10 protein-coding genes are annotated in these 14,574 nt (G+C 45.5%); 3 read left to right on the top strand and 7 right to left on the bottom strand.

All coding sequences use genetic code 11. The features are described from left to right. Positions 1-320: 320 nt before the first annotated feature. On the top strand, positions 321-1,139 hold the full coding sequence (locus ACTJJS_RS11635; RefSeq protein WP_295867848.1) for an HAD-IIA family hydrolase: 819 nt from the start codon (positions 321-323) through the stop codon (positions 1,137-1,139). Between the two features lie 86 nt (positions 1,140-1,225). On the opposite strand, the gene ACTJJS_RS11640 is transcribed toward ACTJJS_RS11635, so the two are convergent. Further along, positions 1,226-1,357, bottom strand: a complete 132-nt coding sequence (locus ACTJJS_RS11640; RefSeq protein ID WP_414647047.1) for a helix-turn-helix domain-containing protein — start codon at positions 1,355-1,357, stop codon at positions 1,226-1,228. 896 nt (positions 1,358-2,253) lie between these two features. On the opposite strand from ACTJJS_RS11640, the gene ACTJJS_RS11645 reads away from it, so the two are divergent. Next, complete coding sequence (locus tag ACTJJS_RS11645; RefSeq protein WP_325528959.1) at positions 2,254-2,460, top strand: hypothetical protein; 207 nt, start codon at positions 2,254-2,256, stop codon at positions 2,458-2,460. Positions 2,461-3,001: 541 nt separating this feature from the next. Next, entirely contained in the window at positions 3,002-3,745 is a 744-nt protein-coding gene (locus ACTJJS_RS11650) for a DUF4397 domain-containing protein (protein ID WP_168737422.1), read from the top strand. Positions 3,746-4,218: 473 nt separating this feature from the next. Here ACTJJS_RS11650 and ACTJJS_RS11655 read toward each other — a convergent pair whose 3' ends face one another. From ACTJJS_RS11655 to ACTJJS_RS11680, 6 genes are all read right to left on the bottom strand, one after another. Continuing rightward, a complete protein-coding gene (locus ACTJJS_RS11655) occupies positions 4,219-4,902 on the bottom strand; it encodes an outer membrane beta-barrel protein (RefSeq protein WP_168737421.1) in 684 nt (227 codons plus the stop codon). 9 nt (positions 4,903-4,911) lie between these two features. Next, entirely contained in the window at positions 4,912-6,174 is a 1,263-nt protein-coding gene (locus ACTJJS_RS11660; protein WP_168737420.1) for a TolC family protein, read from the bottom strand. 4 nt (positions 6,175-6,178) lie between these two features. Further along, the gene (locus ACTJJS_RS11665; protein ID WP_168737419.1) at positions 6,179-9,280 is read right to left on the bottom strand and encodes an efflux RND transporter permease subunit; all 3,102 of its coding nucleotides are present in this window, start codon (positions 9,278-9,280) and stop codon (positions 6,179-6,181) included. Positions 9,281-9,305: 25 nt separating this feature from the next. Further along, positions 9,306-10,373 (bottom strand): efflux RND transporter periplasmic adaptor subunit, encoded by a 1,068-nt coding sequence (locus tag ACTJJS_RS11670; RefSeq protein WP_343745520.1) that lies wholly within the window; start codon positions 10,371-10,373, stop codon positions 9,306-9,308. A 487-nt stretch (positions 10,374-10,860) separates the two neighbouring features. Next, positions 10,861-13,404 carry a TonB-dependent receptor plug domain-containing protein gene (locus tag ACTJJS_RS11675; RefSeq protein WP_168737417.1) on the bottom strand — a complete coding sequence of 848 codons (2,544 nt, stop codon included), beginning with the start codon at positions 13,402-13,404 and terminating at the stop codon, positions 10,861-10,863. A gap of 119 nt (positions 13,405-13,523) precedes the next feature. Continuing rightward, the gene (locus ACTJJS_RS11680) at positions 13,524-14,513 is read right to left on the bottom strand and encodes a FecR family protein (protein ID WP_168737416.1); all 990 of its coding nucleotides are present in this window, start codon (positions 14,511-14,513) and stop codon (positions 13,524-13,526) included. Positions 14,514-14,574: the final 61 nt, after the last annotated feature.

The following is a 14,574-nucleotide window of genomic DNA, read 5'->3' on the forward strand; positions in this document are numbered from 1 at the left end:
GACAGATTTATCGGTACTATGTTTAAGTATAGGAAAACGCTACGCCGGAGGAAAGAATGAATTGTTCGCTGCTTCTCACAATTCTGTTGCCCTATTATATGTAACAAATGGTATCCCTAAATGTTGCAACGGTATTCTTTTTGAAAATAAATAAAACAATCCGGAATTAATAATTATCTTTAAGACAGATGCCTGTATTTATGATAGCGCATCTTTCTTCCTGCCTTTATACATTCCATCCTGCCTTTATTTATTCCATTTTTTTTCTGATAGCGTTCGCTTATTTAATTCGCATATAACTAACCAAACATCTGATTGCTATGAAAAAAAAGGGATTTTTAATCGACATGGATGGCGTAATCTACAAAGGCAGTGAGCCCATTCCCGGCGCAGTTGATTTTATCAACGGGCTCAGAGACAAAGGGCTGCCCTTCCTCTTCCTCACCAACAACAGCCAAAGGACCAGCAGGGATGTTTGTTACAAGCTCAATAAAATGGGCTTCAGGGTAAATGATACGGATATTTTCACCTGTGCCATGGCCACAGCCAGGTACCTGGCATCCCGGAAGGAAAATGGTACCGCCTATGTGATCGGCGAAGGTGGCCTGCTGACAGAACTGCATAATGCGGGTTATTCCATTGTAGATGATCAGCCGGATTACGTGATTATCGGCGAAGGCAGAACGATCATGCTGGAATCTGTGGATAAGGCGATTAATATGATCATGAAGGGCGCCAAGCTTATTGCCACCAACCTGGACCCCAATTGCCCGATGGGAGGCGGTAAGTACCGGGTAGGTTGCGGCGCACTGGTGGCTATGCTTGAATTTGCGACGGGTATCAAAGCTTTCAGCGTAGGGAAACCAAGCCCGGTGATGATGCGTATGGCAAGGAAAGCCTTGCAGCTCACCACAGATGAAACAGTGATGATAGGGGATACCATGGGGACAGATATACTGGGAGCAGGCTCTATGGGCTTTACTACCGTACTTACCTTAACAGGCGTGACCCGGGAAGAAGACCTGGCACATTTCGGCTATGCTCCTGACTTTGTGATCCGGTCCATTAAAGACCTGCTGGAGGAAGAATTGTTTATGCGGGTGATGGGAAGATCTGCGCTTGTTACTGATGACTATTAAACGGATGTTGCCATAGGGCTTTTTATGTTGTTTGAAGTGAGGCCGGCCGGGCTATCCCGCCGGCTTTCTTTGATCTTTTCGCTTTGTCAGTTAAACGACTTCCGAAAAGCCAAAGGGGAGACATTCGTTTTGCTTTTGAATAGTTTGATGAATGACTGTGGATGCTCGAAGCCCAGTTTATATGCGATTTCGCTTGCAGATAAATCGGTTGCCGACAATTTTTCTTTTGCCTTTTCGATCGCTTTACTTACTGTGTATGAATTGTTGTGTGCTTTAGCCGGTTAAATTTTTTAAGTAACCGGCTTAAATAGTTGGGTGAGATATTTAATTCGTTCGTGATGAATTGAACGGTGGGTAGCCCGTGTGAAATATGGATGAGTTGCCCTATTGTAGCCTATAGACAACCTATTTTCTGTTAGCCGTATCACCTTGACTTTTCCTGTACAAGTACGCTGAACATTAATCCCATGGCATTGTAGGGTACTGTGATTCCCTATCATTCGTAAAGACATTGTGCGTAACAATGGCATTATGAGAATGAATTTCGAGGTCACAATTGCCCTTCGGGCGACAGAACCGCAGATGAGACAGCTAACTCCGCTACTTTTTGATGACCAACATGATTCCCCAGGCGCCGAACAATAACCGGTATTTATGGGCCAGCCTGGAAACTATACCCGCAGCCTCGTTAAAGCCGGTAATTTTGATGGCGTATTATTGGCAAACGATGTATTTGAGAAGCGGGGTATGCCTGAATGCTTATAGGGAAGTTGCCAAGGTCATTTACGCAAAGGCGCATTAACCAATTTTGGGAAAATTAAGAAGGAGGTTCAGCCATGAATAAGTTTAATGGTATATGGTTTCCTGTAGGAGGAATCGGGAGTTAGCTTGATACAGACGTAACCGGGTAATAGCCAACAGTTGTTTGTTATATTGAATTTTTCGACTTCCCTTATATGAATGGCTTGTATTTTGGCTATTAATGTTTTTTCCTTTAACGCTACTTTAACAATCTTCCGTCCTGGGGAGGATAGGAAAATATTCCTATCCTATGTTTTTCAATTGTACGTATCGGTTATTCTACCGGTTAATATTTAATAACGCAAAAATTAAAATGATGAAGTACAGATTATTTTTTTCAGCGATGCTGGCAGTGGTTGTTGCCGTGATTTCTACTACAGGTGCAATGGCACAGCAGCCATCAAAAGAACAACGCAAACAGATGGCAGATACCAGTAAAAAAACTGGATCCCGTCCCGCAGCACCGGTATTAAAACCAGCAAAGGTAGATACTGCGAAGAAGACAGGCAAAAAACATTGATTCTATCAATATTGTATTTACCAGGCAGAATAGGAAACGTTATTGCAAGCAGACAGCGGTGTACCGGCGTGTTCATTTGAATGTTGTAGAAACAGGAGCGTAATAAAACAGGAACATTTGCTGTTCCGGAAAACCGGAAGGTTGCGGCCGCTGTTTGTAGTTCCTGGAATGGGGAGAGCAATAACTTTACCAGGGTCCGTAGCGGTATATTATTGATGTTGGGCTATTACCTGTCATACCAACGAAGTTGCTGATGTCGCAAATGGTGAAATATTAGTAGAATGTTTACTACGGAAGCGCTTCAGTTATTGGTGCATTAATCAACGGAGGCGGCTCTTCAGCGGCCAGCCTCCTTGTTTAGATAGGCTATTGATGACATTTATAGGCAGCTATTAAATATTTTCTTTCAAAAAAATTAAAAATAACATTGGTTGCCATAGGAAGAATGCGCAATCTGTTGTTTTCTATCAGGAAGAAGAACAGCCTTCCGGTGAACGAAACGTAGTCTGTACAGTAGTATTTATTCAAAAAAAATTAGTATATGAAACAAGTAAGAATGCCCCTGAAAGGTATTGCCTTTACCCTGTTAGCCGCCACTTTGGTGACCTCCTGCAAAAAGAAAGACGATCCGGCTCCGCCACCGCCACCAGCCAGGAATGCAACTATGCAATTCGTGCATGCTTCTCCAAAGACCGGTGAATTGACCGCAGATATCAATGGCAAAAAGCACCAGGATAAACTGAAGTTCCTTGGACAGTCAAACGGGTACATTCCTGTGCCGGCTGACAAAGAAGCGGTATTGAAATTCTTACTGGACGGAAGTAAGTTAATAGTGGATGGGAAATATGCGTTGACAGACAAAGTGAGTTATTCGTTGTTCGTGTATGACACGCTGTTGAACAACAAAGTAAAGGCATTGTTGTTAACGGATGACCGCAGCAGCCCGGCAAAAGGGAAGTCCAACGTACGTTTCCTGCACCTGTCACCTGATGCTACCGCTGTTGATATTGATGTTTTTAAGAATAAAGACAGTCTGCGGTTGGTAAGTAATGCTACTTATGTTGGGGATAAGCCCGATATTAAATCACTATCTGTATTCAAATCTGTTGCTGCGGGTGATTATCATGTGAAAGTCAAAACCAAGGTTGGTGGAAAAGAAACGACGATACTCGATATTCCTATTGTTAAACTGGAGGATGGAAAAGTGGCAACATTGTACCTGAGTGGTCTGGCAAAGGGGACGGGAACCACCAAAGTTGCACTCCAGGTATCACAACATAAATAAATTTTTTGGGATGTAGAGAACGGAAAAGGCCACCTCTGAATACAGAGAGTGGCCTTTATGTGTGATAACCTATATGGTTATACGTTAAAAGAGCTCTTCCTTAAGAAGTTGATGTACAAATTGGACAGCAAAGTGCATGGGCGGCTACGCATGTGTGCCTGGAAGCAATGGAAGACAATCAAAGGGCAGTGCCGGCATCTCATAAAACTAGGCGACCTAAAGGTGACGGATAGCAGTGGAGTAACGCCAGTTCGGGATATAGCTGCATGTCACGCAGTCCGATATTGTGTAGCATACTCGCCAGCAAGTACTTTAGGAAGAAAGGTTACTTAGGATTCTATCATCACTAAGATATGAAAACAGAACATCGGAAGAAATTATTCTAACAAACCGCCGTATACCAGGCCGGTACGTACGGTGGTGTGAAAGGACAGTGAGGGAAATAATCCCTCACTGTCTACTCGATTTCCTGTTTATTTTCTCCGCCATTGGTAACCCAGGAAAAGGTTGAACTGCTGGTTGTATATTTTCCATTGATGCTGTATGCGTGGGTCTTCTATAACCGGTATAAATCCACGGGAATAGCCAGCGCCTATATTCCAGCCATTGTTGCATTCATAGCGCAGCTGTACCACGATGCCAGCATCAAATTTGTAGCGGAATCCTCCCGGAGCAGTAGCGGTGCCGAAAATGTTTCTTTCTGTTGTTATTTGTCCATCGGCGCCTTTTCGTTCTATACTGCTGTGCAGCAAGCTGCTAACGTAAGGGCCGGCAGATAACCGGAACCGGTGAAAGTAAGCAGTAGTTGAGATGGGGGCTATCATCAGATAAGTGCTCTTAAAACGGCTGTTGTATACCTGTTGGCTGTTGCTGTCCAGGAGATGCAACATCACCGGACTTTGCCCAACTGATAATTCGGATTGGATGCCAAAATACTTGCTTAGCCTGGAGTGCACCGTAATTCCTGCAAACATACCGGGCAGAGGTTTTACGTAGCTGCCGGACGACAATAAATGAAGGTCCCCACCATATAGTGAGCTGGAAGATACCCCTGCTTTTATGCCAAATGATACTTCCCGGTATCCGCTACTGTCTTGCTGGGCGCAAACAGGCGGAAGTAATGCAAGGAAAGCTATCATTATCAGAATATGTTTCATATCATTCGTTTATAAGTTAATATCCCAGATGCCGGCTGTTCTTTCCATTTCCACCAGCGCCGCGGCATATCCATTTAGTGCCTCGTAATAGCTCTGTTTCAGGCTGTTGTAGGTGCGCTGGGCATTCAGTACTTCCAGCAGATTGATCTCGCCGGACCGATAGCTGTATATCTTACCGTCGAGTGCTTTCTGCGCATCTTCCAGTATGCCGGTATGAAACTGGCTTACTTGTTTGCGGGCAGCGAGGTAATTATAATAGCTGGTGGCCACTTCGGTTTGTACCTGTAATGCCGCCTGCTGGTAACGGGCAGCTGCCTGGGCTGCGCTGTATTGGGCCGATAACAGCTCCGCCTTCGACCTGCCGGAAAACTTCAATGGTATGCTAATACCTGCGGAAATAACATTCGTGGAAGGGGCTGGTGCTATGGTGTTGGTAGCACCGGAGTTTTGCGCCATTCCCAGGCTTAGTCCAAGGTCCGGCATCCTGTTGGCCTGTGCCAGCTTCACCAGGTTGTTGGCCACTTCTTTATCTTTCACGGCAGCGAGGACATCGGCCCGGTTGCTGACAGCGGTGTTGATAAGGTCTTTTAAACTAAATTCCCTGTCAAATCCGGATTTGAACGTAGCAGGGTAGTAAAGCGTATCTGATGATTTTCCCATCAGCATCCCCAATTGTAATAAGGCGGCCTTAAAGCTGGCTTCATGCTTATACACTGTATTCAACATGTTGGCGGCTTCCAGTTTACTCTGGCGCGCATCTACTGCTTTTATTTCTCCCAGCTGAAATCGGATGCTATCTGCCCGGGCAAACAGCGACATGTTTTGATAAGATTCCGTGGTTACTTTGAGCAGGTTTTCCTGTAGTGTGGTTTGCAGGTAGGCCAGCGTGGCATCTGCCCTGAGCTGGCGATAGTAGTTTTCCAGCAACAGGTTTGTCAGTTCCAGCTGGCTTATTGCTACGCTGCTTCTGGCTTGTCGTTTATTGCCCAATTCCAGCAGCCAGTTGACAGAGGTACTAAATCCATACCCCATTTTCATTCTTTTCTGCCCGTTATCCACCCAGCCAAATGACAGCGTCGGGTCTGGGAAAACCTTTGCCGCAGCAACCCTTGCGGCAGCCAGGTTGACGTTGAACCGCTCTGTTACATACGCCAGGTTGTTATTTGTTATTTCCGCCAGGAAGCGGGTATAAGTCAACGAGTCAGTTACTTGTGCATTTCCCCGTACTGCCAGGAAAAGCAATAGCAGGATATTACCATATCTGATAGCCATCTGTTTATTTTTTTTCATCCTTTTGCTGATAGTCTGTAGCACCCCATTTGCTTTCAGACAGATAATACAATGCCGGCAAAACAAATAGCGTAATGACGGTAGCAGCCAGCAGGCCGTATACTACTACGGTAGCCAGTGGGCGCTGAACATCTGAGCCAATGCCGGTAGCCAATGAGGCTGGCAATAAGCCAAGAATGGCAACGGTGGCGGTCATCAATATGGGCCTGAACCTGTTGGCCGCACCGGCAATTACGGCTTCCAGTAAGGTAGCTCCCTGTATGCGCAGCTCATTGAAATTGGAGATCATGATCACTCCATTTTGAATAGCTACGCCAAACAATGCAATAAAGCCAACCGCAGAAGATACATTGAGGGTCATACCTCTTATATTGAGCGCCAACATGCCGCCAAAGAGTGCCAGCGGAACAATGCTGAGGATCAGCCCCGCCTGCCGGAATCGTCCGAATGCGCCGTATAACAGAAGGAACATAAACAGCAGCGTTACAGGCACCACCACCGCCAGTTTTGCGTAGGCGCGCTTTTGATTCTCGAATTGCCCTCCCCATACAATCCGGTATTTTCCGTGATCATAAGAGATGTCTTTTTCTATACTGTGCCTGGCCTGTTCCATAAAAGAAGACAGGTCCACGTTCCGGAGATTTAGTTTTACAGTCAGGTGCCTTTTGTTCATTTCCCTGGTAATGATGCCTTCCCCGGTAGTGGTGCTGATAGCAGCTACCTGCGACAAAGGAATCCTGGCCCCAGTGGGAGATGCCAGCATCAGATTGGCAATTTTTTCCGGCGTATTTCGGCTGTCTTCTTTATACCGGCAGGTGATATCATATACTTTATTGCCGGTAAAAAGCTGGGACACCGGTTTACCACCAATGGCTACTTCTACCAGCTCCGACACAGTGCTCACGTTCAGCCCGTATTGCGCCAAAGCCGCTCTGTCGATTTTAATTTGCAGTTGTGGCAGAGGGGGCTCCTGGTCGATAGAGAGATCTACCGCGCCTTTTATCTTTTTTAGGGACTGTAGCACCTGCTGCGCTATCCGCCGGGTTTCTGCAAAATCGTCGCCATATACTTTTACAACCAGCTCGCTATGGGCGCCTGATATCCGGTCCATCACGTTATCGATCATCGGCTGACTGAAGCCAACATTATAACCTGGCATTGCGGCATAGTCGGCCGCCAGTTCTTCAATAAGATCGGCTTTGGTTTTTCCTTTGGGCCACTCTTTATAAGGCCGGAGCCCTACAGAACATTCAAAATGGGAGGCCGACCAGGGGTCTGTTCCATCGTCATTTCTGCCGGCATGCACCATCATATAGGTGATCTCTTTGTGTTTCAGGGTTACCATACGTAAAGAGTCACTCATTTCTTTCGACTTCTGGAGTGATATGCCCGTGGGGAGTTGTATCTGTAGCCATATAGAGCCTTCATCTAAAGAGGGGAGAAAGTCTTTGCCTACGGTCGCGGAAAGTATAGCAGCGCTTATCAGCACTATGCCTAATGGCCACAAAACCCTTTTAGGCTTTTGCATGATCTTTCTGGTACGGGCCAGGTAGGCTACGGATAATTTTTCCAGCCATTTGTTGTGGTATAATTTGCGCGGCTTTCTGTATACGCTGTAAGCGAGACCTGGAATTAGCAACATTGCTACTATCAAGGCACCTGCCAGAGCGTAGCTCACCGTAAACGCCATTGGTGTAAACAGCTTACGTTCTACTCTTTCAAAAGCAAATAAAGGCAGGTAGGCGGTAATGATAATAATGGTAGCAAATAATACCGGCTTGCCAACAAGCGCCGCCCGTTGCGCTATGGAACGCTCGTCCAGCGGTGCCAGTTCATTTTCTTCCCGTTTTTTCAGGATCGTTTCCATCATCACAATGGCGCCATCCACGATAATTCCAAAATCAATGGCGCCCAGGGAAAGCAGGTTGGCCGGAATGTTGGTAAAATACATCAATATAAAGGCAATCAGCAATGCTAATGGTATTGTAATAGCAACGATCAATGCCCCCCGCCAACTGCCAAGAAATACGATGAGCACTATAATGACCAGCATCATGCCCTCTATCAAGGTGTGTGAAACCGTATTCAGCGTGGTGTTCACCAGGTCTGTACGATCCATATATGGCCGGATCCGTACTCCCTCAGGCAGCAGGTGGTTGTTGAGATCATCAATGGCATTGTGTACTCCCTGCAATACCAGCGTAGGGTTTTGCCCTTTTAGTAATTGTACTACGCCTTCGATGCTTTCATTGTAATCTACCTCCCGGTCTGTAAAGCCCAGGATGCTTTTCCGCTCCAGGTTGCCATATCTGAGTTCACCTACGTCTTTTAGCAGAATAGGAACGCCTTTGTTGGTTTTAATAACCAGGTCGCCAAGTGCTTCCAGTGTTTTCACCAATCCGATTCCGCGGATCACATAGCCCAGGTCGCCCTGGTTGAGTATACTTCCGCCGGCGTTGGCGTTATTGTTAGTGATGGCGGCCTGGACATCGCCGAGCGACAATTGATATTGTTCCAACCGTGCGGGGTCTAGTTCTACCTGGTATTGGGTGGTAATGCCTCCAAAATTGGTGACGTTGGTTACACCGGCTTCCTGTTTTAAACGGGGTATAATTACCCAATTTTGCAGGTCGGTCAATTCCCTCAGGTCATGGCCTTTACTTTCTATCACATACCGGTAGATTTCCCCGATAGGGGAAGTCAACGGGTCCAATCCCGGTTTGGCTCCATAGGGAAGTGTTAATGCGTTCAGTCTTTCATTGATACGTTGCCGGGCCCAGTAGTCTTCGTAACCATCCTGAAAAACAACGGTAACGATAGATAAGCCGAAGGTGCTTTTACTGCGCATGACGCTCATGCCGGGAAGCCCATTCAGTACCCGCTCTACCGGGACGGTAATCTGCTGTTCCATTTCCTCCGCTGCCAGTCCGGGCACCTGCGTAATAATCTGGGCGCTTACATCCGCAATATCCGGGTATGCTTCGATAGACAATTGTTTCCACGAATAATAGCCAAATAGTGCCAGCATTATAAAAAAGCCTATCAGTAACCATCTTTTCCGGATGGTTATATAAATCAGGTTCATCATGTTGTTTTCAATTAATAAATAATGGCTACCTGGCGTCCAATAGATAATAGGCGCCATCGCTAATGACGGTATCGTTTTCTGAAAGCCCCGACTTTACTACCACCTTGTTGCCGAGGACACCGTTTGTTTCTACCTGTTGGCGTACGTACCTGCCAGCAGCGACCTGCCGGAAAACGAAGGAGGTATTGCTTTGCTGCAGCAGTGATTTGGGGGAAATCAGGATGGTAGGTTGCGGCGTGTTTTCAAAATTAACATTCACATACATACCCGGTTTAAGTGCATGGTCGTCATTTTTGCACTCCATTAATACTTCCACGCTGCGGGAGCTTTCCTCGATCAATTCGTTGATATGAAAGATTGTTCCCCGTATAATTTTACCTGGCAGCGCGGCAATGGTGATCTGTGAATGGCTCAGCTGACGGATAGCGCCCATATCTTTTTCTTTGACATGGCCAGCTACCCATACCTTTGATAGTTCCGCTACTGAGGCCACACTGGCGCCGTCATTTTTTATCAATTGGCCTACTACTACTTTATTCTCTACTATTTCACCTGTAATAGGGGCGTAGATGATCAGGGGCTGTCCCAGGACCAGTTCATCGGGATTGGCCTTGTATAACCGGATACTCAACCGGGCGCTTTCAAATTCTTTTTTTTCTACATCATAATTCATTTGCGCCTCTTCCAGCTCCCGTTGAACGCCTACGCCATTGGCCACTAAATTACGCTGTCGTGCCAGTCTTTTCTCTGCCAGCAGCAGTTGTTCTTTCGCCTGAAAGAATGCTTTCTGCGCTGTAATAAAATCCTGCGAACTCATGGAAAAAAGGGGAGTAGCAGGCGTTACTTTCATGCCAAGTTTCAGGTAAGCTGAAAGGACCCTGCCCGAAAAAGTCGGCGCTACTTCTGCAAACTTATTGGGGATCACCTTTACCACGCCTGCTACAGACATCTGTTGACGTAACAGCTGTCTGCTGATGGTGTCAATATGGATTTTTTTTGCCAGTGCAGATTGTGAATTAATGATTACAGTGTCGCCGTGCAGCTCACAGCTGTTGACAGTTGTACGAGAAGGCTTTTGTGTACATGATGTCATGAGTAATGTACCATAAAAAAATGCCTGTATTTGTTTCATTGTGCCATTGTTAAGCGTTATAAGTTCATATATGCGGATTTTATTTATCCAGCCATAGTTGTAAATTAATGGTAGCATCTACTTTGCTGTTGCCTAAAAAAGCATATACATACTGCTTTTGAATGTTTATTATTATATTCATTTCCATTATTTTTTGTTTACTGATAGAAGAGTGGTGCTGCTGTTGTTTTAATTAGGTCTACGTTTAATAAAACCGGAAGTAGAACGACCTTCCTATTCTTTTGGGGAGAATGCAGGATCTTTAACATTTTATTTCGTAGCTATTCAGAAAAGGCTTATATAAATAAAAATAGGAGGCGCTATAAAGCGCCTCCGGGTTAATTATAGGTATGATGTGAGCTACAATCTGCGATTGGGGTTGACTTTAACCATATCTGTTATGAAAACAACAAAAAAATGAAACTTCCTACAGAAAAGAATAAAAAAACTAGAATCTGAGGGTATAGGATAAATAAAAAGTAAGATCAAATAAGCGGTTTCCTGATGATGTAGTATTATAGCTATTGTCTTCCAGGTTCCAAACATCCCGAATGTACTTGTTACGGGCCTGGTAGGCATTATAAAGGCCGGCAGATAACTTGTGCGTAAGCTGCTGACCGGTATGAAATGAGAAGCTGGTGTTAAAGTTCAGTCGATGGTAGGCCGGCAGTCGTCTGGACTTGTACCCGGTTCTGTCAAAGACAAAGGGATTTTTCTCGTCGGGTTCTTTATTGCCAGGATCCACAGGAGCGGGAGTATCAAAGTCATCATTGACTCCCGGAGGAAGGAACTCTGCATCGCCGGAACTGAAATACCATACGAGGCCGAGGTTCCAGTTTTTAAGCGGGCTATAGTTGATGGTGGCATTTAAATTATGCCGCCTGTCATAACAGAAAGGATATTTTTTCCCTTCGTTAATGTCTGGAAATTGTCTTTCGCTCCGGGTAAGCGCATACGAAAACTGAAACTGCCATTTATTGATTTGTTTCCTGGCCAGTACTTCCAGTCCGTAACTCCAGCCTTTCCCCGCGAGGATATCGGTTTCCCAGGTATCTTCATTATAGAAGATATTTCCCTTTTCTGCGAAGTTGGTGTTGTTGCTCATCTGCTTGTAGTAAGCATCTACAGAGAGGAACAACCCTTTTTTGTCATTGAAATTATATCCCAGGTTTACCATATGGCTTTCCACAGGGCGCAACAGTCCGGTACTAGGCACCCAAAACTCGCTGTTGATGCCTAAAAACGGTGTAGTTACCTGGTGAAGGTATTGTATCATGCGGGCATACGAAAAAGTAAACTGCTGGTCATGATTGATCCGCCATGCGGCAAATAGCCGGGGCTGAAGGGAACGATGGGTGTAGCTATGGAATTTGTAGGTGGCGTAGTTCAGGCCCGGTCGGATTAATATATTCGTTCCGATGCGCAATTCATTTTCAGCATAAAGGGCGAACTCGCCAAAGCGAAGCGGTTGCATGGGCCGATAATAACCCTCTTCTTCCAGAAATTCGGGAGAAATGGTGGTATTAAAAGGCCGGATCGTGATATGGGCATACCTGGCGCCAAACCGGAACCGGGAATTGGGTAATGCGTTGTATTCAAATTGGGTTTTTGCTTCCAGTTTGTCAATGGATGCATAATTGTTAAACGCCTTACTATCTTCAGCCTGCTGGGTAGAATCGTTGAACAGCGCGAATTTAATACCGGCAAGATTGGTATAGTTACTGACATTTACAGTGGTACTTACAAATGAGCGGACGCCGAGCAAATGGATCCAGTTGAGCGTTCCCAGCCGGTTTCCCCAAGCCTGCAGACGTTGATAATCCGAATTATGGATATTCAGGTGGTCTTTGCCGAGGTAGCCGGTAAGCATCAGCTTATTATTGGCATTGAGGAGATGGGTTAACTTAAAATGGATATCATAAAACCGCAGTTGGTACTTGTCATCCAGGATATTCAACAGTGGATTGGACCAACTATGGCGCATGGAGAACATCATGGCGGTTGATTGTTTGCGTAATGGACCTTCTACGGACATGGCGCCGGCGAGCAGTCCCGCATTGGCTTCCCCCGTCCATTTGTCCATGTTTCCATCCCGGGTATTAACTTCCGTGATAGAAGAAATGGCGCCATCGAAACGACTGGGGAAGTCATTTTTATATTGCCTGATTGATTTAACCAGCGTACTGTTGATGATTGAAATTTCACCCAGCAGGTGACTGGGATTGTACACCTGGTTGCCATCCAGCAGGAAAATACTCTGGTCCGGATCACCACCTCTAACCACCAGTTTTCCGGTAGTCTCCTGTGTTTCCACATTGCCCGGCAACAAGTATAAAGATCTCACGGGGTCTGTTTCTCCCATGAAATTGTTGTAGGCATCAGTTTGGTATTTATCCATCCGGGAGCCGCCATCGGGTTGAAGTGTATTGCCCGCGTCAATTTTTACCTCTGGTAGTTTAACTGGTGAGATGATGAGGTTTTTTTGAGTAGATGTCTCAAGCAAGATGGTGATTGTTTTAGGAGGGAGGCTGCTGTGTTTTACCTCCAGGTAGTGTTTGCCCCGAGACAACATCATGTTGTAATAGCCAAACCTGTTGGCCTGGCAGATCTGACCGGACGCCAGGTCTTGTATTGTGGCATAGGCCAATGGTTCCATACTGCCTTCTTCCATCGTGAATCCGTAGAGCGGATACTGCTCAGGTGTTTTTTTTGCAGGCAGAAGGATGATCTTGTTGTTTATTTCTTCTATTGTTACTTGCTGCCCGTTCAGTAATTTATGGAGTACGGTACCCAGCATGACATTTCCGTCAGCAATAGAATAGGTACTGTCTGTAGTGAGGTAGTTGGTGGAATATTCGATGATCGTGCCGCTATAGCTGCTTATTTTGGATAGTAAGAAAGGAATGCTGCCGGTGGCAGCATGGCATGTGAATATTTTCCTGGTAAGGGATTGTTGGGCATAGGAGTGTAATGCACTACAAAGCAGTACCACGGATATGAGAAAGCCTAAAGCTTGGCAACGATTGACACAGCAATGCCATAACGGCCGACGGCCGAAAATGTGAATGTATTTGCTATGTTTAAAATTCCTTACAATAAGTCGAATAAATGTTAGTATAAAATAAGGGTGTCTTGTTGTCGTCGGTAATGAAGCCCTGTTAATTTTGCTATTTCATCTACTGCCTGAGATAAAGATTCCTTTCCAAAGCTGGCGGTGATAGATATTTTACCTGCCCCTGGCGTCTGTGTGGTATCAACTTTGACAGGATGATTATAATAAATTGCAAGTGTTTGGAGTACCTCTTTTAACGGAATACTTCTGAAACTTAATTCTTCTTGTTGCCATTGCAGGGGAGAGCCGAAAAATATGTTTTTTTCAAATGTATCTCCTGTGTAGATAGCTTCTTCACAGGCTGTTAAGATGCACTTTTTTTGTGGATGGTTTTTATCTGCAAACAACACCTTGCCGGTAGCGACAGCTACTCTTTCCTGCTGGCGCCCGGCATTTACCAGGAAAGCGGTGCCGAGTACCGTGATCAGTCCCTTTCCGGTTTCGATGCGGAATGGCTGCTGTGTGATTGTTTTTACGTCAAAATATGCCTCGCCTGAGAGATATATCTTCCGCTCATGAGCTTTGAATATTTTGGGAATCCGGATAGTAGCTCCTTTTCTAAGCCATACCGTGGTGCCTTCGGATAATGTTATTTGCTGATTGGCAGCAGCTGTGATGACGGTAAGGGATTCCTGCCGGTTGTTGTACCACCACCATCCACTGAAAATGAAGCCTCCTATAATAGCCGCGGCTACCATTATTTTCTGGAACGTGTTTATCCGGAACACGGATTTAGCTGTGTCGGTCTCCTGCTCTGTGGCCAGCATAATTCGCTGATCTACTTTTGACCATGCGCGGCTAATGTCAAACTCTTTTTCCTCCAGCCATTGGTCTGCCATGCGCCAGGTGGCAGTCAATTGCGCAATTGACTCTTTGTTAGCAGGATCCGGCGATGTCCAGTCGTCGATTATTTTATCATCCGCCTCGGAGGACAAGCCCTGAAGCTTTTTGAGCAGTATTTCTTTTATATAGTCAGGTAATTGTTCCATTTGTTATCTTCCCCTATTTACTAAAACACAATTGTTGGTAAAATTCCTACACGCAGAATAA

The sequence above is a fragment of the Chitinophaga sp. 22308 genome (genome assembly GCF_052045305.1).
In the GTDB taxonomy this organism is placed as follows: Bacteria; Bacteroidota; Bacteroidia; order Chitinophagales; family Chitinophagaceae; genus Chitinophaga; species Chitinophaga varians_A.

Excerpts from the sequence above, each read along its gene's own strand:
- ACTJJS_RS11680 (WP_168737416.1), bottom strand. The coding sequence starts at position 14,513 with ATGGAACAATTACCTGACTATATAAAAGAAATACTGCTCAAAAAGCTT.
- ACTJJS_RS11655 (WP_168737421.1), bottom strand. The coding sequence starts at position 4,902 with ATGAAACATATTCTGATAATGATAGCTTTCCTTGCATTACTTCCGCCT.
- ACTJJS_RS11660 (WP_168737420.1), bottom strand. The coding sequence starts at position 6,174 with ATGGCTATCAGATATGGTAATATCCTGCTATTGCTTTTCCTGGCAGTA.
- ACTJJS_RS11635 (WP_295867848.1), top strand. The coding sequence starts at position 321 with ATGAAAAAAAAGGGATTTTTAATCGACATGGATGGCGTAATCTACAAA.
- ACTJJS_RS11670 (WP_343745520.1), bottom strand. The coding sequence starts at position 10,373 with ATGACATCATGTACACAAAAGCCTTCTCGTACAACTGTCAACAGCTGT.
- ACTJJS_RS11665 (WP_168737419.1), bottom strand. The coding sequence starts at position 9,280 with ATGATGAACCTGATTTATATAACCATCCGGAAAAGATGGTTACTGATA.
- ACTJJS_RS11645 (WP_325528959.1), top strand. The coding sequence starts at position 2,254 with ATGATGAAGTACAGATTATTTTTTTCAGCGATGCTGGCAGTGGTTGTT.
- ACTJJS_RS11650 (WP_168737422.1), top strand. The coding sequence starts at position 3,002 with ATGAAACAAGTAAGAATGCCCCTGAAAGGTATTGCCTTTACCCTGTTA.